The sequence below is a fragment of the Streptomyces sp. Alt3 genome, from assembly GCF_030719215.1.
GTDB classification, from domain to species: Bacteria; Actinomycetota; Actinomycetes; order Streptomycetales; family Streptomycetaceae; genus Streptomyces; species Streptomyces glycanivorans.
Genome location: NZ_CP120983.1, coordinates 678,881 through 702,073, shown reverse-complemented (window position 1 = coordinate 702,073; position 23,193 = coordinate 678,881). Strand labels below are relative to the sequence as shown.

The 23,193-nt window shown below is 71.1% G+C and carries 18 protein-coding genes and 1 tRNA gene; 11 read left to right on the top strand and 8 right to left on the bottom strand.

Annotated elements, in window-relative coordinates; genetic code table 11:
- Window positions 1–76: 76 nt before the first annotated feature.
- From P8A20_RS03180 to P8A20_RS03160, 5 genes are all read left to right on the top strand, one after another.
- The gene (locus tag P8A20_RS03180) at window positions 77–2,089 is read left to right on the top strand and encodes a beta-galactosidase (RefSeq protein WP_306102806.1); all 2,013 of its coding nucleotides are present in this window, start codon (window positions 77–79) and stop codon (window positions 2,087–2,089) included.
- Between the two features lie 364 nt (window positions 2,090–2,453).
- Complete coding sequence (locus P8A20_RS03175; RefSeq protein ID WP_306102805.1) at window positions 2,454–4,430, top strand: ATP-binding protein; 1,977 nt, start codon at window positions 2,454–2,456, stop codon at window positions 4,428–4,430.
- Window positions 4,431–4,437: 7 nt separating this feature from the next.
- Window positions 4,438–4,872, top strand: coding sequence for a roadblock/LC7 domain-containing protein (locus P8A20_RS03170; protein ID WP_306102804.1), 435 nt, complete (start codon window positions 4,438–4,440; stop codon window positions 4,870–4,872).
- A gap of 2 nt (window positions 4,873–4,874) precedes the next feature.
- Window positions 4,875–5,246, top strand: coding sequence for a DUF742 domain-containing protein (locus P8A20_RS03165; RefSeq protein WP_147961329.1), 372 nt, complete (start codon window positions 4,875–4,877; stop codon window positions 5,244–5,246).
- Window positions 5,224–5,835 carry a GTP-binding protein gene (locus tag P8A20_RS03160; RefSeq protein WP_306102803.1) on the top strand — a complete coding sequence of 204 codons (612 nt, stop codon included), beginning with the start codon at window positions 5,224–5,226 and terminating at the stop codon, window positions 5,833–5,835. The genes P8A20_RS03165 and P8A20_RS03160 overlap by 23 nt, the downstream gene beginning before the upstream one ends.
- 30 nt (window positions 5,836–5,865) lie before the next feature.
- Here the strand turns inward: P8A20_RS03160 and P8A20_RS03155 are convergent, their stop codons facing one another.
- The 3 genes from P8A20_RS03155 to P8A20_RS03145 all read right to left on the bottom strand — a co-directional run bounded on the left by P8A20_RS03155 (window position 5,866) and on the right by P8A20_RS03145 (window position 10,833).
- On the bottom strand, window positions 5,866–8,895 hold the full coding sequence (locus P8A20_RS03155; RefSeq protein WP_306102802.1) for a ThuA domain-containing protein: 3,030 nt from the start codon (window positions 8,893–8,895) through the stop codon (window positions 5,866–5,868).
- A 265-nt stretch (window positions 8,896–9,160) separates the two neighbouring features.
- Window positions 9,161–10,060 (bottom strand): transketolase family protein, encoded by a 900-nt coding sequence (locus tag P8A20_RS03150; protein ID WP_306102801.1) that lies wholly within the window; start codon window positions 10,058–10,060, stop codon window positions 9,161–9,163.
- 71 nt (window positions 10,061–10,131) lie between these two features.
- The gene (locus P8A20_RS03145; protein ID WP_147958046.1) at window positions 10,132–10,833 is read right to left on the bottom strand and encodes a thiamine pyrophosphate-binding protein; all 702 of its coding nucleotides are present in this window, start codon (window positions 10,831–10,833) and stop codon (window positions 10,132–10,134) included.
- A gap of 130 nt (window positions 10,834–10,963) precedes the next feature.
- Here P8A20_RS03145 and P8A20_RS03140 point away from each other — a divergent pair.
- Window positions 10,964–11,037, top strand: a tRNA-Pro gene (locus P8A20_RS03140).
- A 228-nt stretch (window positions 11,038–11,265) separates the two neighbouring features.
- Here P8A20_RS03140 and P8A20_RS03135 read toward each other — a convergent pair.
- Together P8A20_RS03135 and P8A20_RS03130 are read right to left on the bottom strand one after the other, a co-directional pair.
- The gene (locus P8A20_RS03135; RefSeq protein WP_306102800.1) at window positions 11,266–11,568 is read right to left on the bottom strand and encodes a hypothetical protein; all 303 of its coding nucleotides are present in this window, start codon (window positions 11,566–11,568) and stop codon (window positions 11,266–11,268) included.
- On the bottom strand, window positions 11,537–12,493 hold the full coding sequence (locus tag P8A20_RS03130) for a serine hydrolase domain-containing protein (protein WP_306102799.1): 957 nt from the start codon (window positions 12,491–12,493) through the stop codon (window positions 11,537–11,539). The genes P8A20_RS03135 and P8A20_RS03130 overlap by 32 nt, the downstream gene beginning before the upstream one ends.
- Before the next feature lie 293 nt (window positions 12,494–12,786).
- Between P8A20_RS03130 and P8A20_RS03125 the strand changes: the two genes are divergently transcribed.
- Window positions 12,787–14,166 (top strand): MFS transporter, encoded by a 1,380-nt coding sequence (locus P8A20_RS03125; RefSeq protein WP_306102798.1) that lies wholly within the window; start codon window positions 12,787–12,789, stop codon window positions 14,164–14,166.
- A gap of 44 nt (window positions 14,167–14,210) precedes the next feature.
- On the opposite strand, the gene P8A20_RS03120 is transcribed toward P8A20_RS03125, so the two are convergent.
- Complete coding sequence (locus P8A20_RS03120; RefSeq protein WP_306102797.1) at window positions 14,211–14,807, bottom strand: TetR/AcrR family transcriptional regulator; 597 nt, start codon at window positions 14,805–14,807, stop codon at window positions 14,211–14,213.
- A 102-nt stretch (window positions 14,808–14,909) separates the two neighbouring features.
- On the opposite strand from P8A20_RS03120, the gene P8A20_RS03115 reads away from it, so the two are divergent.
- From P8A20_RS03115 to P8A20_RS03100, 4 genes are all read left to right on the top strand, one after another.
- Window positions 14,910–16,535 (top strand): class I adenylate-forming enzyme family protein, encoded by a 1,626-nt coding sequence (locus P8A20_RS03115; RefSeq protein ID WP_306102796.1) that lies wholly within the window; start codon window positions 14,910–14,912, stop codon window positions 16,533–16,535.
- Window positions 16,536–16,565: 30 nt separating this feature from the next.
- A complete protein-coding gene (locus P8A20_RS03110; protein ID WP_306102795.1) occupies window positions 16,566–17,762 on the top strand; it encodes an acyl-CoA dehydrogenase family protein in 1,197 nt (398 codons plus the stop codon).
- A 118-nt stretch (window positions 17,763–17,880) separates the two neighbouring features.
- On the top strand, window positions 17,881–19,827 hold the full coding sequence (locus tag P8A20_RS03105) for an alkyl/aryl-sulfatase (RefSeq protein WP_147958050.1): 1,947 nt from the start codon (window positions 17,881–17,883) through the stop codon (window positions 19,825–19,827).
- Window positions 19,828–20,140: 313 nt separating this feature from the next.
- Entirely contained in the window at window positions 20,141–21,391 is a 1,251-nt protein-coding gene (locus P8A20_RS03100; protein WP_306102794.1) for a YncE family protein, read from the top strand.
- 75 nt (window positions 21,392–21,466) lie between these two features.
- Here the strand turns inward: P8A20_RS03100 and P8A20_RS03095 are convergent, their stop codons facing one another.
- Together P8A20_RS03095 and P8A20_RS03090 are read right to left on the bottom strand one after the other, a co-directional pair.
- Complete coding sequence (locus P8A20_RS03095) at window positions 21,467–22,372, bottom strand: DUF2510 domain-containing protein (RefSeq protein WP_147958092.1); 906 nt, start codon at window positions 22,370–22,372, stop codon at window positions 21,467–21,469.
- Window positions 22,373–22,518: 146 nt separating this feature from the next.
- On the bottom strand, window positions 22,519–23,190 hold the full coding sequence (locus P8A20_RS03090; protein WP_147958052.1) for a response regulator: 672 nt from the start codon (window positions 23,188–23,190) through the stop codon (window positions 22,519–22,521).
- Window positions 23,191–23,193: the final 3 nt, after the last annotated feature.

Genomic DNA, 23,193 nt, shown 5'->3' with positions numbered 1-23,193 from the left:
GCCGGCGAGCCCGCCGCACGGCACACCACCAGGCACGGGAAGGCGATCCCGGCTGCCCACAGGAGGATGGACCGCAATGACGACCGAAAACCGCGCCTGGCCGCTGCGCACCGCCGGGATCGCCTACGGGGGCGACTACAACCCCGAGCAGTGGCCGGTGGACGTCCAGCTGGAGGACGTGGAGCTGATGCGGGAGGCCGGCGTCGGCCTCGTCAGCGTCGCCATCTTCTCCTGGGCGCAACTGGAGCCGCGTGAAGGCGAGTTCGATTTCGGTTGGCTGGACGCGGTGCTCGACCGGTTGCACGCGGCGGGCATAGGGGTCGCCCTGGCCACCGCCACGGCGTCGCCGCCCCCGTGGCTGACGCGCAAGCACCCGGAGATCCTGCCCGAACTCGCCGACGGCACCGTCCTCCACCAGGGCTCCAGGCAGTCCTACGCGGTCTCCTCGCCTGTGTTCCGCGACTACGCCTGCCGTATGACCCGCCGGATGGCCGAGCGCTACGGGGACCATCCCGCACTGGCCGTGTGGCACGTCGACAACGAGCTCGGATGCCATGTGCCGCACGACTTCTCGGACGCCTCCGCCGAAGCGTTCCGCGGATGGCTCCGCAGTCGCTACGGCACCGTCCAGGCTCTCAACACCGCTTGGGCAACGGCCTTCTGGGCCCAGCGCTACGACTCCTTCGAGGAGATCCTGCCGCCGAGAGCCGCCCCCACGTTCGTCAACCCGACGCAGCAGCTGGACTTCGCACGCTTCTCCTCCGACGAGCAGCTCGTCCACTACCGGGCCCTTCGGGACGTATTGCGCGAGATCACCCCGCACGTGCCGACGACGACGAACTTCATGATGACCACCGCCAACAAGTGGGTGGACTACTTCTCCTGGTCCGGCGACATGGACGTGGTGGCCAACGACCACTACCTCGTCTCCCGCGACCCCGAGGCGCATATCGGCCTCGCGTTCAGCGCCGACCTCAGCCGCGGCGTCGCGGGAGGGGCACCGTGGATGCTGATGGAACACTCCACGTCGGCGGTCAACTGGCAGCCCCGCAACGGCTCCAAGCGCACCGGTCAGATGGTGCGCAACTCGCTCACCCACGTGGCACGGGGCGCCGACGCCGTGATGTTCTTCCAGTGGCGGCAGTCCGCGGCGGGAGCCGAGAAGTACCACTCGGCCATGCTCCCGCACGCCGGACGCGACTCCGACGTATGGCGCAACACCGTGGAGCTGGGCCGGCGGCTCCGGGCCCTGGCGCCGGTCCGGGGGAGCCGGGTCACCGCGGAGATCGCCCTCGTCTTCGACTACCCCTCCTGGTGGGCCTCCGAGATGGAGGGCCACCCCACCCAGGCCCTCGGCTACCTGGACGAGGTGATGCGCTGGTACCGCGCACTGTGGCTGCGGGGGATCACCGTCGACATCGTGTCCCCCAAGGCGGATCTCGCCGGCTACCGGGCTCTGGTCGTCCCCACCCTGTACACCGTCGACGACCAGGACGCCGCACGTGTCGCCGAGGCCGCGCACGCCGGGGCCAGTGTCCTCATCACCTTCTTCAGCGGCATCGTGGACGAGCACGACCATGTGCGGCTCGGCGGCTACCCCGGCGCCTTCCGTGAGCTGCTCGGCGTGCGCTCCGAGGAGTTCCATCCGCTCCAGGAGGACGAGGTGCTCACCCTGGACGACGGCACGCGGGCCGATCTGTGGAGCGAGAAGACCCACCTCGAAGGGGCCGAGGCGGTACGCACCTGGGCCGACGGCCCTCTCGCCGGACTCCCTGCCGTCACCCGCAACAGCGCCGGCCGCGGCCACGCCTGGTACGTCGCGACCCGCCCCGACGACGACGGGGTCGCAGGCGTCGTCGACGCCCTCCTCGCCGAGGCGGGCGTGACGCCGGCCGTCGCCGGCCTGCCGCAGGGCGTGGAAGCCGTACGCCGGCACGGCGACGACGGCAGCAGCTTCCTCTTCGTCATCAACCACACGACCCATGACGTCGACGTGCCTGCCCTCGGCCGTGAACTGCTCCGCGGGCAGGACGTGTCGGCGCTGCTCACCGTGCCCGCGCTGGAGACGGCCGTCGTCGTCGAGCGCTGAGGTGCCCGGAACCGGTCAAGAGGTCCTCCTCGGCCGGTGCACCGGCGGTGACACCGGGTGCGACTCCCCCCGCCCACCCGCGCGGTTCGCAGAAGAAGTCGAAGTCCGTACATCCTCCCGGATTTGGCGGTTGCCGGATTCGGCTGTCTGTGCGAGGTGTCATACCAGAGCGGGACGTCCGGCGGGCAACTTCGACAACTGCACGCCGAGCACGCGCGATTGACGACTACCGTGTGTTGCCGGTGATCAACGGTGGGCTCCTATCGGTCGAGTCCACCCCAGCCGTTGACCCGGGCCTGACCGACCACCGTAGGTGTCACCACACGAATGCCGATTCCTGGTGCCCCACGTACCGAGGACGACGATGTCTCAACTTCGCGCACCCGACGCGCGACCGGAACGCCGCGAAGGCGGACGGCACGGCCGTCCGGGCGGCCGTTCCCACTCGGCCACGAGCCGGCCGCGCGCCGCTCAGCCCGCCCCCGACGGCCGCCTGCGACCCCAGCTGATGCGCACGGCGCTCCTGCCGACCGTGGCGGCTCTGCTCAGCGGAGCCGCAGCCGTCATCTTCACCGTCCGGGCCTCCGGAGTACGCCCCTCCGGCAGCCTTCTGGCGGCACTCGGCGGATCCGGCGCGCTCGCAGTGGCGGCGGTGGCGGCGGCCTTCCTCGGCGCCGGCCGTGTGTCCACCGCGGTGCTCGACCGCGCTCTGACGCTCCGGCGCACCGGAGCGCAGCACCAGGCGGAGCTCCAGCGTCTCGTGGAGCAGATCCGTGACGGAGAGCCCCTGCCGGCCCGCCGGGCCACGCCCCCCGCCGCCGCGGACGCGGACGCCTTCGACCTCCTCGACCAGGAGATGAACCGTGCGCAGGACAGTGCGGTGGCGGCCGTCGTCGAGGCCTCGCAGCTCTTCCGCAGCAACGGCGACGAACAGAAGGTCGAGGTCTTCGTCAACCTCGCCCGGCGGCTGCAGTCCCTCGTGCACCGCGAGATCCAGATCCTGGACGAGCTGGAGAACCAGGTCGAGGACCCGGACCTGCTCAAGGGCCTCTTCCACGTCGACCATCTCGCCACCCGCATCCGCAGGCACGCGGAGAACCTCGCCGTCCTCGGCGGCGCCGTGTCGCGGCGGCAGTGGAGCAGTCCCGTGACCATGACGGAGGTGCTCCGCTCGGCGATCGCCGAGGTCGAACAGTATCCACGGGTCAAACTGGTCCCGCCGATCGACGGCACCCTGCGCGGACACGCTGTCGCCGACGTGATCCACCTCCTCGCCGAACTCGTCGAGAACGCGACGGTGTTCTCCGCACCGCACACCCAGGTCCTGCTGCGCGCCCAGCGCGTCACCGCGGGTCTGGCGCTGGAGGTGGAGGACCGGGGGCTGGGCATGCCGGGCCCCGAGCAGAAGCGGATGAACACCCTGCTCGCGGACCCCGACCAGGTCAACGTCGCCCATCTGCTGCAGGACGGGCGGATCGGGCTGTTCGTGGTCGCCTCCCTGGCTCGCCGGCACGGCATCGCCGTACGTCTCCAGAGCAACATCTACGGGGGCACGCAGGCGGTCCTCGTGCTGCCCGAGGTCCTCCTGGGAATCGACATCGAGGCCACCACGGCACTCGACACGGCGCCGGCCCCGTCACCCGAGGCCGTGCACCTGCCGCCCGCGCAGAGCACGGCGCCCCCGGTCGAACCGCAGGTGACGGCGGAACCGCCGCTGCGGCCGGAGCGGACCCCCGGGAGGGACGTCCAAGGGGGCGCGCCCCCGCTGCCGCTGCGTGCGGAACGCGTCGACCGCCCGAACCTCGCCGCGTCCCCGCCGGTCGCCCGGACCGTCGGAACCACGCAGCCCGCTCCTTCGCCGGTGCCCGCCCCCTTCGACGGGCCCGTCCCGCCGGCCGGAGAGGTCGAGACCGCGCCGCCCCCCACGCCCGCCGCCGCCCCGGCCGCCGAGACCGTACCCGCCCGGCCCCAGCTGCCCAGGCGCAGCAACCAGGAGCATCTGGTCCCGCAGCTGAGGGAGGCCCCGGTCCGGCGTACCGAGGACGAGAACGTCCTGCACGATCCCGGTCTGATGGCGGCCTTCCGGCGCGGCGTCGACCTCGCCGAGGCCCAGACCGCCGAGGAGCCGGAGACGACGGACCCGTACGGCGCACCGGGTGCCGGGCCCGCCGCCGGCCCCGCCCTGACCGTCGGGGCGCAGCGTTCCCACGGTCTCGCACCCCTGCCCTTCCGGGCCCCCTCCACCACAGCGCCAGTCGGCTCGGAGCGGACCGGCCCGGGGCACCGGACGCCGCAGACACCCGAGCCGGATCCCCGGACCGGGCACACCTTCAAGGAGTAGACGCATCATGACGAGCGAAATGCCGTCCGGTCAGGTCTCGGACCTCGACTGGCTGCTGAGCGGCCTGGTCCAACGCGTGCCCTACACACGCAGCGCCGTCCTCCTCTCGGCGGACGGGCTGGTGAAGTCCGTCCACGGGATGGACGCCGACAGCGCCGATCACATGGCGGCCCTGGCCGCGGGCCTGTACTCACTCGGCCGGAGCGCCGGTGCCCGCTTCGGTGACAACGGCGACGTACGGCAGGTCGTGGTCGAGCTCGACTCGACCCTCCTGTTCGTCTCGACCGCCGGTTCCGGTACCTGTCTCGCCGTCCTCGCGGGCCGTGAGGCGGATGCCGCCGTACTGGGTTACGAGATGGCCATGCTGGTCAAGAGCGTGCGCCCCTACCTGATGACGCCGCTCCGACAGCCGGCCGGAGCGCCGTTCGCCCCGGGGCTGTGAGGATGCCGGCCCCGCAGGACGGGCCGTTGCTCGACGACGCGGCAGGCCGGCTCATCCGCCCGTACACCGTGAGCAACGGCCGCACGCGGCCGACCACCGTGCTCGATCTGCTCTCCCTGGTGATGGCCACGGGGAGCGATCCCCAGGTCCACCTCGGGCCCGAACACACCGTGGCCCTGGAACTCTGCGCCGGACCCACGTCCGTGGCCGAGATCGCCGCCCATCTCCGGCTGCCCGCAGTCATCACCAAGGTCCTCCTGTCCGACCTGGTCGACTGCGGGGCGGTCACCGCCCACGCTCCCGCGTTCCACGACATGCCAACCGACCGATCTCTGCTGGAGGCAGTGCTCGATGGTCTACGACGACAGCTCTGACATTTCCGAATTCTTCCCCGTGGCCCTCAAGGTCCTGGTCGCGGGTGGGTTCGGCGTCGGCAAAACGACGTTCGTGGGCGCCGTCAGCGAGATCGCGCCGCTGAGTACCGAGGAGCTCCTGACACAGGTCAGTGCGGCGACCGACAGTCTCGAAGGCATCGAGTCCAAGTCCGCCACCACCGTGGCCATGGACTTCGGCCGGATCACGCTGTCCGAGCAGCACGTGCTGTACCTCTTCGGTACGCCGGGGCAGGAGCGCTTCTGGTTCATGTGGGACGAACTGTCCAAGGGAGCCCTCGGCGCGGTCGTGCTGGCCGACACACGCCGGCTGGCCGAGTGCTTCGCGGCCGTCGACTTCTTCGAGCGGCGCGGCATCGGATTCATCGTCGCCGTGAACGAGTTCGACGGCGCCTACCGCTACGAACCGGAAGAGGTACGGGCGGCGCTCGACCTCGGTCCCGAGGTGCCTGTCGTCCTCTGCGACGCCAGGATCGCCAGCTCGGGTACCGGGGCCCTGGTCACGCTCGTGCAGCACCTCATCAACGCCACGGCGCCCATGCCGCTCTCGGGTTTCGGAGCCCATCCGTGACCTCGTCGCGTCCGGGGCCGTGAACCCTCGTCACCGCGTCCCGGCCCCGCCGGCCTCCGGCCCGTGGAAGCGGAACCAGTCCACGGCGAACAGATCCGGCTTTTCGCTGTTCCACGCCGGGTCGGTGAACACCACATAGAGGCGCCCGGTGCCGCCGGGGCTCCTCAACCTGGTCGTCGGTGTCACGTCCCCGCTCCCGTTCCCGGCGCCGGGGACGCGCAACGAGCCCAGGAGGGGGCCGTCGGGAGAGCCTGCCCGGAATTCGACGGTGCCGCCGAGTCCGCACGGTGTCGCCCCGACCGTGACCGATCGGATGCCGCCCAGGTGCACCGGGTCGAAGGCGATCCAGTCCCCGTCCTCGATCTCCGTCAGCGCCTTGCCGCCGGAGGCGTCCACACGGTTTCCGGCCACCGCTCCGCCATGGGCACCCCCGGTCGATGTGAACGCTTCCGCCTCCTGGAAGGCCGTGCGCAGGGTGAGCGAGGCGGAACCCGTGAGCTCCGGGGCGTTCGGGCCGCCTTCGTCCGTGTACCGCACCGTGACCCGGTAGGGGCCGGACCGCGGGACGTCACCCGCCTCCGTGACGATCGAGCCCCGGCAGCCCCGGGAGCGGGGGAGGGGACTCAGTGCTCCGGGGCGGCCGATCTGTGAACGCACCAGAATCCGGGAGCAGTCGACGGGTGTTTTCCTTCCGCCCTCCTCGTCACGCACGTCCACGGTGAAGCCGACGGTGTCGCCGGCGCGGAACAGTCCACCGTCCGCGAGCCGGTGGACGGCGATTCTGGGGCGGGTGTTGCCGACGGTGATGTCCTGGCCCGCCATGGCCGTCGTACCCTCGGGCCCCGTCACCGTGAGGCGGGCCGTGAAGCGGCCGTCGGTGCGGTAGGTGTACGAGGGGTTCGCCTCCGTCGAGTCGGTGCCGCCGTCGCCGTCGAAGTCCCAGGCGAAGGTGACCGGTACGCCTGCGGGTAGCCCGGAACCCGCACCGGTGAAGCTCACGGTGAGCGGGGCGGAGCCGTTGTCCCGGTCGATGGTGACGTCGGCTCCGGGCAGCCTGCCGAGGCCGACGTGGTCGATCCGGAAGACCCCGGAACCCCCGTCGTCCCCGTCACGGTCCGACCCGCCGTCGTGCCCGGGATCGACGACGTACAGCGCGCCGTCCGGGCCGAAGGCCGCAGCCGTCGGCCGGATCCACTCCATGTCCTCGAACACGCCTTCGACGGAGAGCAGTTCGCCGGCGGCGACCGGGCCGAGCCGGGGCTCGGTGGACGTCCGGGCCTCCCGCTCGAACGAGAGCGTGGTGAACCTCCGCCCGCCCGGGTCGTACGTCAGCCACTTCCCGGCGAAGTACTCGGGGAACCTGGTGCGGTAGAGGCTCGCCGCGTCGTATTCGTAGACAGGACCGCTCATCGTGATGCCGCCGCCCGGACCCGTGGCGTCCGGTGCGCCGCTGACCCGCGGCGCGCAGTCCGCCGCTCCGCGGGGGAGGCCCCCCGAGCAGAACGGACTTCCGATCTGCCCCGCCCCCGTGATCCGGAAGTGCCCGACCGTGCCGTCCGGCCGTGTGTCGGTTGCCAGGAGTGCGCCGCTCGCCGGGGCGATGGTGAACCGGTACGGGTTCCGCATGCCCATCGCGTAGATCTCCGGGCGGGTGCCCGAGGTCCCCGGTCCGAAGAGGTTGCCCTCCGGCACGGTGTAGGTGCCGTCGTCCTGCGGAGTGATCCGCAGGATCGCGCCCCGCAGGTCGTTCGGGCCCCCGGCGTTGAGGGGGAGCGTGATGTCGCCCGTCGCCGCGTACAGGCTGCCCTCCCGGTCGAAGGCGAGCGAACCCGTCGGTGGCGGGGAACCCCCGCCGTCCGTGCTCCGCCGGCCGGGAAGGGTGAGCAGCCGTTTCTCCGAGGCGGGATCGACCGTGTCCGGGCCCGCAGTGAAGCGGGAGAGGAGCAGTCGCTCGCCGGAGGCGTCGGAACGCAGCAGATAGAGCCAGTGGTTCTCCGCGAAGCCCGGATCCAGTGTCAGGGCGGTCAGCCCGTCCGAGCCGGCGGCCGTCCCGGGGCTGTACGCCAGGTCGAGTGCCGTGGAGACCTTCATCGTCCGCTGGTCGACGACCTCGAGTTCACCGGTCCGCCGGGCGACGAACACCCGGCGGTCGGGGGCCACCGCCACGTCGACCGGATCGCCGGGCCCCCCGGTCGCGAGCCTGGTCCGCTGGAAGGAACCGGCCCGGGTCGCGGTGCAGTCGCCCGGCTTCGCAGCGGCGGCCCACTCGATGCCGCCCAGCAGATGGGCGAGGAAGTCCTCCTCGCGGAAGGCCGAGGGCGCGTCGCCGCCCGCCGTGAACCAGGAACGCCCGCCGTCGTAGTCCTGGCACCACGACCAGGGACGGTCCACACCCTTGTCGAGGCCGGTGTTGCCGTCGCGCACTCCGATCCGCGCGAGGGTGTGCACCGTCGCGCTCGGACCGGTCCGCCAGGTGTACCGGCCCTCCGTGCGCTCCCAGAGGTCGGGAAGCGTCACCGTGGACGGGTGGGCGTGGTCGAGAACCTTGATCCTTCCGGGCTGCACCGGAGCGCTCCGGTCGAGGGTCGCGCCTACCAGGCCTTCGTACCAGTCCCAGTCACCCGCTCCGGCCGAGGCGTCGTGCAGCCCGACCCACCCGCCACCTGCCCGGACGTACTTCTGAAGGGCAGCGCGGCCCTCGTCGTCCAGGCCTCCGTCACCTTCCGACGCGGCAGTGGTGTTGTTGAAGACGACCGCGTGGAACCGCGCCAGACCGGCATCCTCGAAGACGGCCGGATCGTCCGTCGCCTCGACCCCGAACCCGTTGCGGGCGCCGAGTTCCCTGACCGCGTCGACACCGGCACGGACCGTTTCCCGGGACCCGTGCGCCGCGCCGGAGTACACCAGCACCCGGAAGGACACCTCGGAAGCCCTCGGGAACGAGGCGACCGCCGCCGAACCGATGATCAACGCCAGAAGGGCGAGGAGGGCTGTGAGGGCGATCGACGCGGGGGGATGGGCATGGGGCGAGGGACTGCCGGACAACGGGCGGCTGCTCATGAGGGCGCTCCCGGTGCGGTGTGGGGCCGGGCGGGGGAGTGGAAAGCGCTTACTGATGTGCGTGGCTCAGCGTAGGTGCACGGCAACGCCGGGTCAACGGGCCGATGGGGCTCGTCGTCGTCACCCTCACCGTCGCCGATGACGATGACGATGACGAGCCGGCACGGCGCTACGCCGCCCGGGTGCGGGATGCCGCCGCGGCCGGGAGGGGGGCCCTCCTGTGACGGGGGCCTCCTGTGACCGGGAGGGGTCTCGTGCGACCGCCTCAGAGGTGCAGGAAGCCGGTGATCCGCTGCCGCAGCGAGTGCGGGTCGAGCCCGTGCGCCATGAGATGCTCCGGCATCTGCCCGTACCTGCGCAGCTCGCTCCGGCCCACCCCCAGTCCGAGGACCCGGTGGGGCAGGTCGGTCAGTGCGTCGTTGGCGACCGCCGTCGACGTGCCCGCCAGGAAGGGTTCGACGATCACGACGTCCGCCGTGCCGTGCGCGCCGACGGCGCGACGGAGGCCCGCCGCGTCGAAGGGACGCACCGTCGTCGCGTACAGCACGGTCGTGTCCAGGCCCTCCGTCGCTTCGAGGACGTCGTCGAGCATCGGCCCGACGGCGATCACCACCCCGCCGGTGCCCCGCCGCACGGTGGCGAAGCCCCGGCCCTGGACCGGGCGGCCGACTCTGTTCGACTGGAGGGAGAGGCGTACGTAGACGCGGTCGTCGCCCGTCACGGACCTCCGCAGCAGCGTCTCGGCCTCGTCGGGGTGGCCCGGCACGTGCACCGTCCAGCCGTCGAGGGTGTCGAGGAGAGCGACGTCGCCCGGCGACATGTGGGTGAACCCTCCGGCCGGCCAGTCGTACGAGGCGCCGGCGCTGACCAGCACTCCGCCCACCCCCTGGTGCCCCAGGTCCAGCTTCACCTGCTCGAAGGGGCGCTCCACCAGGAAGCTCGCGAAGGTGTGCATGATCGGCCGCATCCCGGTCAGGGCCATCCCGGCGCCCGCGCCGATGAGCAGCTGCTCCCTGATCCCGACATTGATCACCCGGTGCGGATGGGCCCGCTCGGCCCGTCCGAATCCGTCGCGGCTGATCTCGGCGAGCACCAGGGCGATGCGGGGATCCTCGTCGAGCAGGCGGCTGGTGGTGGCGATGAAGCGATCGCGCATGGTGTCCATGGAGGTGTCCTCGGTCCTGTTCGGGGGCGTGTCCGGAACTCTTGTCCGGGTTCGGATGCGGGGCCGGACGCTCAGCGGCCGGACGCCACACGGGCGATCACGGCGTGCGGGCGACCCGGGTGCGGCGCGGTGAAGGCGGCGTGCAGCGCCTCATGGTCCCGGCCGTCGACGGCCAGGGCCGACCATCCGGCGGCCTCGAAGCGTGCCGCGATACCGCCGGGCCTGGCGTACGTCGCCGAGGCGTTGTCGATCACCACGGTGTTCAGCTGTTCGAGCCCGGCCGGGCCCGCGTAGGCGATCGCCTCGTGGTTGCTTCCCTCGTCCAGCTCGGCGTCGCCCGTCAGCACCCAGACGCGAGGGTCCGGCAGGCCTTGCGCGCGGAGCCCCAGCACGTTGCCGACGGCGAGCGGGAGGCCGTGGCCGAGCGACCCACTGCCGATCTCGACTCCCGGCACCAGCAGCCGGTCCGGGTGGTGCCCGAGCGGTGAGTCGTACGCTCCGAAGCCGCTGAGCAGCTCCTCGCCGAAGAAGCCGCGTGCGGCCAGCACCGCGTAGTACGCCATGGGGCCGTGCCCCTTCGAGAGCAGGAACCTGTCCCGGCCGGGGGAATCGGCGGTGGCGGGCGAGACCCGCAGGACACGGTCGTACAGCACCCAGAGGACGTCCAGGGTGGATGTCGCCGCCGGGCCGTGCTTCTCGTCGCCGGTCATGAGGCCCATCAGCCGGTCCAGCTCGTCGTAGCCGTGAACAGGCGGGGTCGTCGTGTTCGTCATGCGGCCCAGCATTCGACCTCAAGCTAGGTTGAGGTCAAGCCCTCCGGAAACGGGTTCGTGAGCACCGGTTCAAGTGCGGTATTGTTCTCATGCGCGTTCGGCCAGGGGAAACCCCAGGTCAGACGGACAGCGGGACGTGGCGCAGCTTGGTAGCGCACTTGACTGGGGGTCAAGGGGTCGCAGGTTCAAATCCTGTCGTCCCGACTCGAGAGAGTCGTGTTTCGAGGGCCGGTATCGGAGAAATCCGATACCGGCCCTCGGCCGTCGTCAGGGACCCGAGCGCATGTTCTTCCCGGGAATCCGGTGTCGTCCACGATCAGGACCGCACCAAGGGCCGCGGAGGTCAGTCGCGACCTGATCTCAGCGAGATCCCCGCCATGCACCGTCGACGATCGACGTGCCCCACCTGGCACTGCGGACACCGTTGCCCTGCTAGGCCGCAACGGCCGCGGAGAGATGCGCGCCGATGCCCAGGAACGCCTGCACGAGGGGGGCGGCAGGCACGGAGGGGGAGACGACCTGGGAGCCGAAGTGGACGACGACGAGGTCGAGTCCGGGTGAGACGAACAGCCGCTGGCCATGGATGCCGCTGGCCATGAAGGAGCCATGGGTGTCGTTCGGGATCCACCACAGGTCGTGGTACGACAGTGTGGCCGGGACGGTCGCGGGCGCGCCGGGGAGGCGCACGCGGCGCGGGTAGCCGTCAGGGACGCCGCCGACGATGGTGCCGGCCACCGCCTCGGGCACCACCTGCCGGCCTCTCGACCGCTCCCTGGCAGCGCAGCATCTCGCCGAGCCGGGCGATGTCGCGCGCCGTGGCGCTGAAGCCGCCGCTCGCGGCCTCCACGCCATCGCCGTCGAGCACGTAGTACGCGTCCTCCTCCGCTCCGATTCCGGACCAGAGGATGTCGCCGAGCAGGGCCGAGGTGCTCAGGCCTGTGATCCGGCGCAGGACTTCCGCGAGGGCCTCGACGTTCCCGTTCTCGTAGCGGAAACCGGTGCCTGGGGCGCCGGTGGCGCGGGCGGTCAGCAGGTGCTCGCGGATGGTGGTGGGACCGTGGTACTCGAGAGGGCGCATCCGGGGGGCGATCGCGGCGAAGTACCGCTGCGCTTCGATGGACTTGTCGAAGGGGCGGCCTCCGTAGGTGACCTGAGTGCCCATGTGCAGCAGATCCTGGATCCGGGCCTCGCCGAAGGCCGTTCCGGCGAGTTCGGGGACGTAGGTCCTTGTGAGGGCGTCGCGGTCCAGCAGTCCCTGATGCGCCAGGACGGCCGCCACGAGGCCGAGGTAGGACTTCGCGGCCGAGGCGTTGAAGTGCGGGGTGTGCGCCTCGGTGCCGTGCAGGTACCTCTCGTACACGACGGAGCCGCGGTGCAGTACGAGAAAGGCGTCGGTCTGCGCGGCGGCGAACAGGTCAGGCAGCGTGGTCGCGGCGTTGCCGTCCAGCGCGAGAGGCATGGTGTCGAGCTCGGACGTGCCGGGCCCGGAGGTCTCGGGCGGACCGGACCTCGCGGGCAGATCCGACGGGCCGCCGGGACCTCGCCAGACGCGTCGGGTGGGTGAGAGTTCCCTGCCGGCGGATGTGAAGCGGCGGATCCAGGCCGGGTCCGTATAGCCGCGGGTCCACGCGAGATCGCTCAGCGGGTTGGCCTCGGTCATGTGTCGCTCCGTTCCTCGGCATCAGGCACTCACCCTGGTCGTTCATTACCGTACACAGTGTTCATTTACAGCAACAGAGGTCAACTTCTTTTCGGTTCATTCATTGACGATCTCGCGGTCTAGGTCTACGTTGCCAAATGTTCCGGCCAATACCAGACGGAATGTATGGAACGTATCGCTGCCGCGCGTCCTGTCGCAGGTGATGTGCGCTCGGGGCGCGCACCCTTCCCCGTGCCGACGCCGCAACCCTCCCTTCCTTTCTTCCTCCCTACAGAGCCGCAGGAGTGTGCCCCATGGCTGAACCGTCCTCGTCCGCCCCGCCTCTCGACGTCGCCGGCGGTGTCCGTGGCGTCGGCGGCAAGGGATCTCCGGCGCGACCGGCCTTCGACCGGCGGCACGCGTGGCTGATCGCCGGAATGATCGTGGCGTTCATGCTCATCAACTACGCGGACAAATCCGTACTGGGGCTCGCGGCCGTCCCGATCATGGACGAGCTCGGGATCAGCAACAGCACGTACGGGATGATCTCCAGCTCGTTCGCGTTGCTGTTCAGTCTCTCCGGGCTGCTGGTCGGCTTCGCCTCGGCCCGCATCTCCAGCCGGGTCCTGCTCTTCACGATGGCCGTCCTGTGGGCCGTGGCTCAGGTGCCGGTGCTCGTCGTCGCGTCGGTGCCGGCGCTGGTGGCCGGACGTGTACTGCTCGGCGCGGCGGAGGGGCCGGCGGCCTCGATGTCGATGCACGCGCTGTACAAGTGGTTCCCGGCGGACCGGCGGGGCCTGCCGTCCGCGCTGCAGATCAGCGGTGCCGCGCTGGGCATGCTGGTAGCGGCGCCTCTCGTCACCTGGCTCATCACGGGCTTCGGCTGGCGCTCCGCCTTCGTGGTCCTCGCCGTGACGAGTGCGGTGTGGAGCCTGATCTGGTGGTGGGTCGGCCGCGACGGCCCGTACGGCGGCGAGGCGGAGGGCGGCGAGGGCGCGCACCGGGCCGGGAGCGAGACGGCCGGGGCCTCGTGCGCGTCCGCCCCGCCCGCGCGGCTGCCCTACCGGAGTCTGCTGCTGAACGGCACGGTGCTCGGGTCGATCGTCGCCGCTTTCGGTGCGTCCTGGGCGCTGGCGCTGAGCCACGCCTGGCTGCCCGCTTATCTGCGCACGGAGCTCGGTATGGCGCCGGGCGGCGCGGCGACGGTCATCAGCGCGGTCTCTGCCTTCAGCCTCGTGCTGCTGCTCTCGGTGCCGGTGCTGGTGGACACCCTCCGCCGGCGGGGCCGTTCGGCCCGCTGGTCGACGGGCGTACCGCAGGGTGTCGCCGTCGGCGTCGCGGCGCTGGCCATGGCGTCCCTGCCGTTCGTCGACGGTCGGGGTGCCCATCTTGTCCTGCTCGCCGTGGCGTTCGGCGGTCACGCCATCGTCTTCCCCCTGCATTACATGACCGCCTCGGCCGTGGTCCCCCCACTCCGGCGCGGCGCCGTGTTCGGCGTCGTCGCCGCGGCCGGGACGCTGCCGGGGCTCGTGTCCCCGTACCTGACCGGCCATCTGCTGGACTTCGCCGGCACGCGGAGCGACGGCTACGCTCAGGCCTTCCTGCTGTCCGCCGCCGTCATGCTGGTCTGCGCCGTCGTCGCCCTGGTCACGATCCGGCCCGAACGGGACGCGCGGCGGCTGGGCGTTGGCTGACCGCCCCACGTCCGGCCGCGCCCGCCGGCCGGGGCCGGACGCGATCAGTCCAGCGTCTCGAAGCCGCTTGCCCAGTACCTGCCGCGTAGCGCCAGGTCGAGCAGCATCCGCACGACCTCCTCGGCCGGGAGCGAGGGGGATTCCTGCTCGACCCACCAGCGCAGCACGGCGATCTGCTCACCCACCCACACGCGCGCCAGCAGCTCGGGGTCGATGCGGGGCCGCACCGCGTTGCGTTCCGCGCGGGAGCGGAACTCCTCGGCCGTCGCCAGCGCGACGGCGTCCGTGAACATCCGGAGAGGTTTGCCGTCGCCCTCGCCCCGCAGGACGATCCGGTACAGGTCGCGCTCCTCCCGGGCGTGCCGCAGCATCTCCAGGACCGGCTTCCCGGTGAAGCCGACCACGCTGTCGGTGACGGCCGGCTCCAGGCGCTCGGCGAGCCCGGCCAGCAGGTCGGCCGTGACCCGGGCGAACAGATCCTCCTTGTCGCGGAAGTGGGCGTAGAAGGTGGCTCGGGCCACGTCCGCCCGCTCGGTGATGTCCTCGACGGTCAGCGCGGCGCAGCCGCGCTCCAGTACCAGCTCCACCAGGGCGGCCCCCAGGGCGCGGCGTGACCGCCTCGTCCGTCTGTCCTCGGCCACGAAGCCGCCTCTCCTCGATCGTCCCTCGCGCTGCGAAGGCCCAGTCTAGGAGACTCTTGACACTCCACAAGTTACTGAACAAGCTGTCTGTAATTGAATTCAATGTGCAAGTTCACTGGCGAACATCCCGACCTGGAGCAGTGCTACATGAACCTCGGTACCTATCTGTCGCGCAGCGCCCGCTACTGGCCCCAGGACCCGGCCCTCGTCTCGGGGGACCGGACCTGGACCTTCGCCGGGCTGGAGCGCTCGGCGAACGCCCTGGCCTCCGCTCTGGCGGCCAGGGGCCTGCACCCCGGCGACGCCGTGGCCTCCGTGGCGTGGAACCGCGGTGAACTGGTGGAGACCGAGTTCGCCCTGTACAAGGCAGGGTTGACGCGCGCACCGATCAACGCGCGCCTCGGGCGGGGCGAGATCACGCACATCCTGCGCTACGCACCCGTACGCGCCCTGATCTTCGACGCGGCGCACCGTGAGGACGCGCTCGCCGCGATCGGCGCGGCCGGCACCGGCCGTCTGGCAGTCCCGCTCGACGACGAACCGGACGATGCCGCGCACACGGTGCCCGCGGTCGCCTACGCCACCCTGCTCGCCGAGGGCGACACGACAGTCCCATTCCTCGTCGACCAGGACGAGAACGAACCGTGTGTCCTGAACTTCACCTCCGGCTCCACCGGAGCACTGAAGGCAGCGGTGCAGACGGTCGGCAACCGGCTCGCGAACATGCGCAAGCTGCTGATGTCCGACGACTCACGGCCTCGTCCCGGCACCCGCTACCTCGCCTGCGGACCCATCACCCACGCCACCGGAATGGGTCTGCTGGCCGGTGTGTTCGGTGGGTCCACGACCTACGTCCTGCCCTCATGGAGCCCCTCGAACTTCCTGGAGACGGTGGAGAAGGAGCGCATCACCGCCACCTTCATGGTCCCGGCCATGGTGAACATGGTGCTCGCCCACCCCGGCGCGGAGCGCCACGACCTGTCGTCGCTCACAAGCGTGCGGATCGGCGGCGCGCCCATCTCGCCCCAGCGTCTGCGCGAAGCCGTCGAGTTCTTCGGCCCGGTCGTCGCTCAGGGGTACGGGCTCGGCGAGACCACCAGCGTGGTCGCGGGTCTGAGCGCCGACGAGATCGGCCGGGCCGTGCGGGAGGACCCCGAGCTGCTCCAGTCGTGTGGACGCGCCTCCTACGACACCGAGGTGCGCGTCGTCGGAGAGGACGGCGGTGAGCTCGGCCCGCGCGAGGTCGGCGAGGTCATCGTGCGAGGCCCGGACTGCGTGCGCGAGTACTGGAAGGAGCCCGAGCTGTCGGCGGAGACCTTCCGTGAGGGATGGGTGCACACCGGTGACCTCGCCTGGATGCGCGAGGACGGGTACCTCTTCCTCGTCGACCGCAAGAAGGACATGATCATCTCGGGTGGTTTCAACATCTACTGCACCGAGGTCGAGGCCGCTCTCTACGAGCACCCCGCCGTCCAGGAGGCGTGCGTCGTCGGAGTTCCCGACGAGAAGTGGGGCGAGGCCGTCAGGGCGGTCGTCGTCGCGGGCCCGGGGGACACCGGCGTGACCGCCGCCGAGCTGATCGCCTTCTGTGCCGGGCGCCTGGACCGCTTCAAGAAGCCCCGCGCCGTCGACTTCGTGACCGAACTGCCCCACAACCGCAACGGCAAGCTCGACCGCAAGGCCGTACGCGAACCGTACTGGGCGCACGCCGCCCGTCGCGTCAACTGACTCCTCCCCGCCCGTTCCCCAGGAGCACCCGTGACCTTCTCCCTACGCCCTGACCACGCCGACCCGCGCACGGCGGAACTTGTCGCTCGCCTGCGCGACTACCTCGACGGCGAGCTCGCCGACTACGAACGCGAGCGCGGCATCACCCCGTCCGGACGCCTCACCCGCTCCGATCTCGAACCGGTCTGGCGCCGCAGCCGCGAACTCGGCTTCTACGGCGTCCACCTGCCCGAGGAGTACGGCGGCCAGGGCCTCACCTACACCCAGCTCGCCGCACTGAAGGAGGAACTCGGCGCCAGCGGTCGCGTCCTGGCACACAGCGTCCTGGGCGACATGGGCGGCCCACTGCGCGCGGGTGACATCCTGCGGCACGCCACCCGGCACCAGTTGGACACCTTCCTGCTGCCTCTCATCCGCGGTGAGCGCGCGTGCTGCTTCTCCCTCACCGAGACCGATGCCGGGTCCGACGTGCGCTCCATGAGCACCGTTGCGGTCCGTGACGGTGACGGATACCGGCTGACCGGACACAAGGTCTTCTCATCCGCCGGTCCCTTCGCCGACTTCGCGATCGTCGTCGCCCGCATGGCCGAAACCGGCGAACAGGCCGACGACAAGCCGCGGTTCTCCGCGTTCCTCGTCGACCTCGACAGCCCCGGCTGCCGCGTCGAGGACGGCGCGACCCCGATGTCCGGAGAGCACATCGAGAGCGACATCGTCCTGGACGACTGCCGTGTCCCCGCCGCGAACCTGCTCGGCGAGGAGGGCGAGGGCATGCGCATCGCCCTCGGCAGGGTCACCACCAACCGGCTGCTGCACTGCCCCACCGTCCTCGGCGCCACCCGCCGGGCTCTCGACCTGACACTTGACCGTGCCCGCACCCGCCTGGTGGCGCAGGGACGGCCGCTGCTCTCGCTCCAGGCGATCCAGCACAAGGTCGCCGACATGGCGACCGGCCTGTACGCCGCGCGCTCCATGACGTACGCGGCGCTCGCCGCCCTCGACGAGGGGCGCGAGGTCCATACCGAAGCGTTCATGTGCAAGCTCTTCGTCGCGGAGTCCGCCTTCCGCATCCTCGACGAGGCCGTGCAGATCCACGGCAAGGAAGGGCTCACCCAGGGCAACGAGATCGAGTTCCTCTTCCGCAAGATCCGCATGTTCCGGGTGCTGACCGGCACGTCGGAGATCCAGCGCAACGGCATCGCCAGGGCATTGGCCTTCCAGCACTGACAGATCCGCGCGATGTCCGCCGGGCGTCCTGGCCGAGGACGGCGGGCGCCCGACGGCGGACACCCGTTCACACCCCCGTGCCGTGACGTCGGACCAGCCCAGAAAGGTCACTCACCCCATGACGCCGATGAACAGGCGCGGCTTCGTCGCCGCCACGGCCGGCGCAGCCGCCGCAGCCGTCTCGCTCAACCCCCAGACCGCACGGGCCGCTTCGGGAGACCACCGGCCCGGCACCCCGTCACCGACACGCACGGACGGCCTCCCCTACGACGACACGGACGACTTCGCCGACGCCCGCCGGGGATTCGTCGCCGCTTTCACCGGCGGACCGATCACCACCGCGGGCGGCAGGACCGCCTGGGACGCGGACGCCTACCGATTCCTCCAGGACGCCGGGGATCGGACCCCCGACACCGTCGACCCCAGCCTGTGGCGGCAGGCGCGACTCCTGTCGCAGCAGGGCCTGTACCAGGTCACCGACCGGATCTACCAGGTCAGGGGCCTGGACCTGTCCAACATGACCCTCGTCGAGGGTGACACCGGCGTCATCGTCATCGACCCGCTCATCTCCGCCGAGACGGCCGCCGCGGCGCTGCGCCTCTACCGCGACCACCGTGGCGAACGACCCGTCACAGCGATGATCTACACCCACCCGCATGTCGACCACTTCGGCGGCTGCCGGGGCGTGCTGCCGGACGGCGCCGGGGACGTACCTGTCCTGGCACCCGACGGCTTCATGGATCACGCCGTCAGCGAGAACGTCTACGCAGGACCGGCCATGTCCCGACGCGCGTCCTACATGTATGGCTCCCGACTGCCCGCCGGCGTCACCGCTCAGGTCGGGTGCGGCCTCGGCCTGACCGTCTCGCTGGGCACCATCGGCCTCATCCCGCCCACCCGCTCCATCAGGGGCACAGGTGAGGAGACGACCCTCGACGGGGTCCGGATCCGGTTTCAGATGACACCCGGAACCGAGTGCCAGGAGGAGATGAACTTCCTCTTCCCCGATCTGCGTGCCGTCTGCATGGCAGAGAACGCCACCCACACCATGCACAACATCGTGACCCTGCGAGGAGCCCAGGTGCGGGACGCCCACGCCTGGGCCGGTTACCTCACCGAGTCGATCGGCCTGTACGCCGGCACCGCCGACGTCGCGTTCGCCTCCCACCACTGGCCCACCTGGGGAAACGACGCCATCGTCGAACTCCTCACCCACCAGCGGGACCTGTACGGCTACCTCCACGACCAGACCGTCCGCCAGATCAACCAGGGCCTGACCGGTACCGAGATCGCGGAGAACTTCCGCCTGCCGCCCCGGCTCGAAGGCATCTGGGCCAACCGGGGCTACTACGGCTCCCTCAGCCACAACGTGAAGGCGGTCTACCAGCGCTACATGGGCTGGTTCGACGGCAACCCCGCCCATCTGTGGGAACACCCTCCGGTCGAGGAGGCCCGCCGCTGGGTCGAGTCCATCGGCGGCCAGGCCGCGGTCCGCGCCCGCGCCCGGCACTACGTGGACGAGGGAGACCTCCGCTTCGCCGTCACCCTGCTCAATCACGCCGTCTTCGACGACCCCGGCGACAAGCGGGCCCGCCGCGACCTGGCGGCGCTCTACGTCCGCCTCGGACATGCCGTCGAGAACGCCGTCTGGCGCAACTTCTACCTCACCGGCGCGCAGGAGCTCACCCACGGGGTCACTCCCGCCACCGGAGCCACCCTCGGCCCCGACATGCACCAGGCCCTGACAGTGGGTCAGCTCATCGACGGCCTCGCCGTCCGGGTCAACGGACCGAAGGCATGGGACACCGCCCTCCTGATCGACTGGCACATCGGAGCCGACCACTGGCACCTCCGTCTCGCGAACGGTCTCCTCACCTGGACCACCGGCCCCCGACGGGCCACCGGCGCCGGCCTCACCATGACGATGACCAGGGCCCAGCTCCTGCGCGTGCTCGCCGGTCAGGGCACCGACGGCATCACGATGGAGGGTGACGCCGGCCTGCTCACCCGGCTGCTGTCCGTCCTGGACGAGCCGAACCCCGCATTTCCCGTCGTCACACCCTGAGGAACGGCCGTACGGGGTCGTCGAAGCAAGCGCTCCCGCCGCACGTACGAGGCCACGGCGGGGCATTGCGGCGTTCCGTTCAGGAACACACGGCCATGTCCGGGGACTGCCTGTCCCATCCGCCGTTCCGGACGTGACCCCACGCCTCAGTGGGTCGTCCGATCGGCTGACCCGTACGTCCGCCGGTCAGCCCCCCGGGCCCGTCCGGTCGGCCGACGGGCCGTGCGGGGCCCGTGACGGATGCTGGGGGAGAGAACGGAGCGCCGTACCGGATCTCACGATGCGGCATGCAGGACCACAGGAAGGATCACCGATGAGCGCCCGGGCCGATGAAGCTCGTCCTCCCGCCCGGCCGTCCGGGAACAGCGGGGCCCGTACCGGTCCATGGCAGGTGACGCGGAGTCGCGTGGCTCCGCTCGTGGGTGCGGCGTCGTTCGCACTCACCGCGGTACTCGCCGGCTGCGTCCCGGACCCGAGTACGTCCCCGTCCTCGGCCGCCCCCGCCGCGCCGTCCGGCTCGGTGCGGAAGGACGACCGCGCGGCCCGTATCCCCGGGGGAACGCTCCTGGTCACGGACTTCGGAGCCGACACGGTCACCTTCGTCGAGCCGGCCGGGCGGGGGACGTCCGGCCGGGAGTCGGTCGTGGTCGGCACGGCCCCGTACGGCATCGTGCTCGGCGGTGACGGCACGGCATGGGTGGCGACGGCAGAAGGGGTGGCCGCGGTGGACACCCTGACCCGGAAGAGGACCGCACTGATCCCCTACGCGACCGACACGGGGCCCGTCACCACGGGCGAGTACCGGGGCGGCGGCATGGGGATCGCGCTCTCCCCGGACGGACGCACCGTCTATGTCGGCGTGAACGTCCCCGGCGCTCCCGGCGCTCTGGAAGCGATCGACACCGGGCGGCGCGAGGTGGTCGAGACGGTCCCGGTCGGCCGTCGGCCCTTCGACGTCGATGTCTCAGGTGACGGGCGGCAGATCTACGCCACCGGCCACGACTCCTTCGACGTCACGGTCGTCGACGTGGCGACCTGGAGGACCCGCCGCATCGAGGTGGCCCCGTACGGGACCGAAGGGGGCCTCGGTTCCTGGCTCAAGCCGCACTACGCCGCCGTGCGCCCCTCGGACGGGGCCCTCCTCCTGCCCTTCGAGGGAGAACGCCTCGCCATGGTCGACCCGGACACCGAGCGGGTCCGCATCGAGCGCATGACCGCCGACACCCACCAGCACGGCGTCGCGGTCGCCGACGACGGGACGCTGTTCGTGGTCGGTACCGGTCCCATCGACCCCTCCGTCGACGACGGCCCCTCGCTGACCGTCCGGGCGCCCGAGGGGGAGGAACGTGTGATCCCTCTGGACGGCCCGCACGAGGACGTAGTGGTGACCGCCGACGGCCGGACCGCCTACGTCTCGGGCGGTTTCACCCGTGACGGCCACTGGGACGGCCTCAGCGTGGTCGATGTGGCGACGGCGGATGTGACACGGGTGCCCGCCGGTACACGGCCGCTGGGCATGGTGATCCTCGGCGGCGCCGCACGTGCGGGCACCGGCGCGGGGTGAGACCGGCCCGGGCGCCACGGGCAGAGGCCGTACCGGAAGGGTCCGGTACGGCCTCCGAGGTGTGTGTCCGGTCCCTCAGGCGGTCTCGCCGGTACCGGCGCCGGCGACGTCCGCCTTCTTGATGCCCTTGGCGATCTCGTCCAGGACCGAGAGCTTCGGCGCCTCGGAGTTGATGTCGAAGCCCGAGCGCACGACCACGAGCATGCTCGCCGCGCCGGGGGAGGGGAACACGAGCGACTCGACGTAGCCGTCGTCGCCCTTCTTCGTCACCACCTTCCAGCGCACCTGGTAGCCCTTCTGCCCGGCGACCGTGACCTCCCGGGACTCGAGCTCCTCGTGCGAGGTGATGCCACCGTAGATCTTCTCGCCGTAGGACTCCTCGGCGTTGGCCTTGATGTCGGCCTCCGCCGCGGCCTTCGCCGTCGAAGCCTCGACCTTCAGGGCCTGAGCCGGCGCGGAGAACACCCCGCCCCGCACGCACTTCTCGGACTCGTCGCCGGGGCAGGCGTGTTCGCCGGTCGTCACACCGGCGCCGATCACCCCGGACTGGCCCGTCCAGCCGTCGGGTACGGGGATGCTGATCCCGCTCGCCGCGTCCGTTGCGTACCCGTCCTCCGTCTGCGGCATCTGCTGGTCGGGGTTCTGGCCCCCGCCGCCGTCCTGTCCGCCGTTGCCGCCGTCCTGTCCGCCTTCGCCGTTCGGGCCACCCGGCAGGCGAGGGCTCTGCGAGGGGGCGGGGGCCGCGGCCGGACCGTCGCCGCCGTTGCCCGAACTGTCGCCCAGCAGATACGCGCCGCCCCCTACGGCGGCGAGTACGACGATGCCGGCGGCGATGCCCGCGCCGATGCGTACGCGACGGCGCCGGACCGCCGCGGGGGGTATCCGGAGCTGGTCGGTCCAGTGGGTACCGTTCCACCAGCGTTCCTGGGCGGGGCCGATTCCTGAGTGCCCGGGGTCTGGATGCCAGCCGGGTGGGGTCATCTGGGTCACAGGAGCACCGTAATCGTACTGAGTGAGAATCGTATGAAACGCACAGCCGCCCGTCCTTGGCCCCCGTGACCGCACGCTCCACGCGGTGGGCCGCAACTCCCTTGCCCCTATGGCGAGATGCCGACCGCCCCCGGTGTCTAAGGCTCGATCAGCCCCGCCCTGATCGCGTACCGGGTGAGTTCGAGCCGGTCACGCAGGCCCAGCTTCTGCAGCAGATTGGCCCGGTGGCGCTCCACCGTCTTGACGCTGATCACGAGCATGCCCGCGATCTCCTTCGACGAGTGGCCCTCGGCGACCAGCTTGAGGATCTCCTCCTCGCGCTCGGTGATCGCCCGGTCCGGTACGTCGCCGCCGTCCCTGACCCGGTCCAGATAGTTCCGGATGAGGGCGGTGACCGCGCCCGGGTAGAGGAACGGCTCGTCCCGCATCGCGGCGCGGCAGGCCTCGACGAGATCCCGGTCGGCGACCGACTTCAGCACGAAGCCCGAGGCTCCGGCCTTCAGCGCCTCGAAGAAGTACTGCTCGTTGTCGTACATGGTGAGCATCAGGATGCGCAGCTCCGGCATGACCCGGGAGAGTTCACGTGCCGCCTGAAGTCCCGTCAGGCGGGGCATCGCGATGTCCAGCACGGCCAGGTCCGGCCGCTCGGACCGGGCCATCTCGATGGCCTCGGCGCCGTCGCCCGCCTCGGCGACGACCTGGAGGTCCGGTTCGCCGTCGAGGATCAGCCGCACGCCTCTGCGGACCAGGGCGTGATCGTCGGCGAGCAGGATGCGGGTCTTCGGGGACCCGTCGGGGGAGTGGGCCATGAG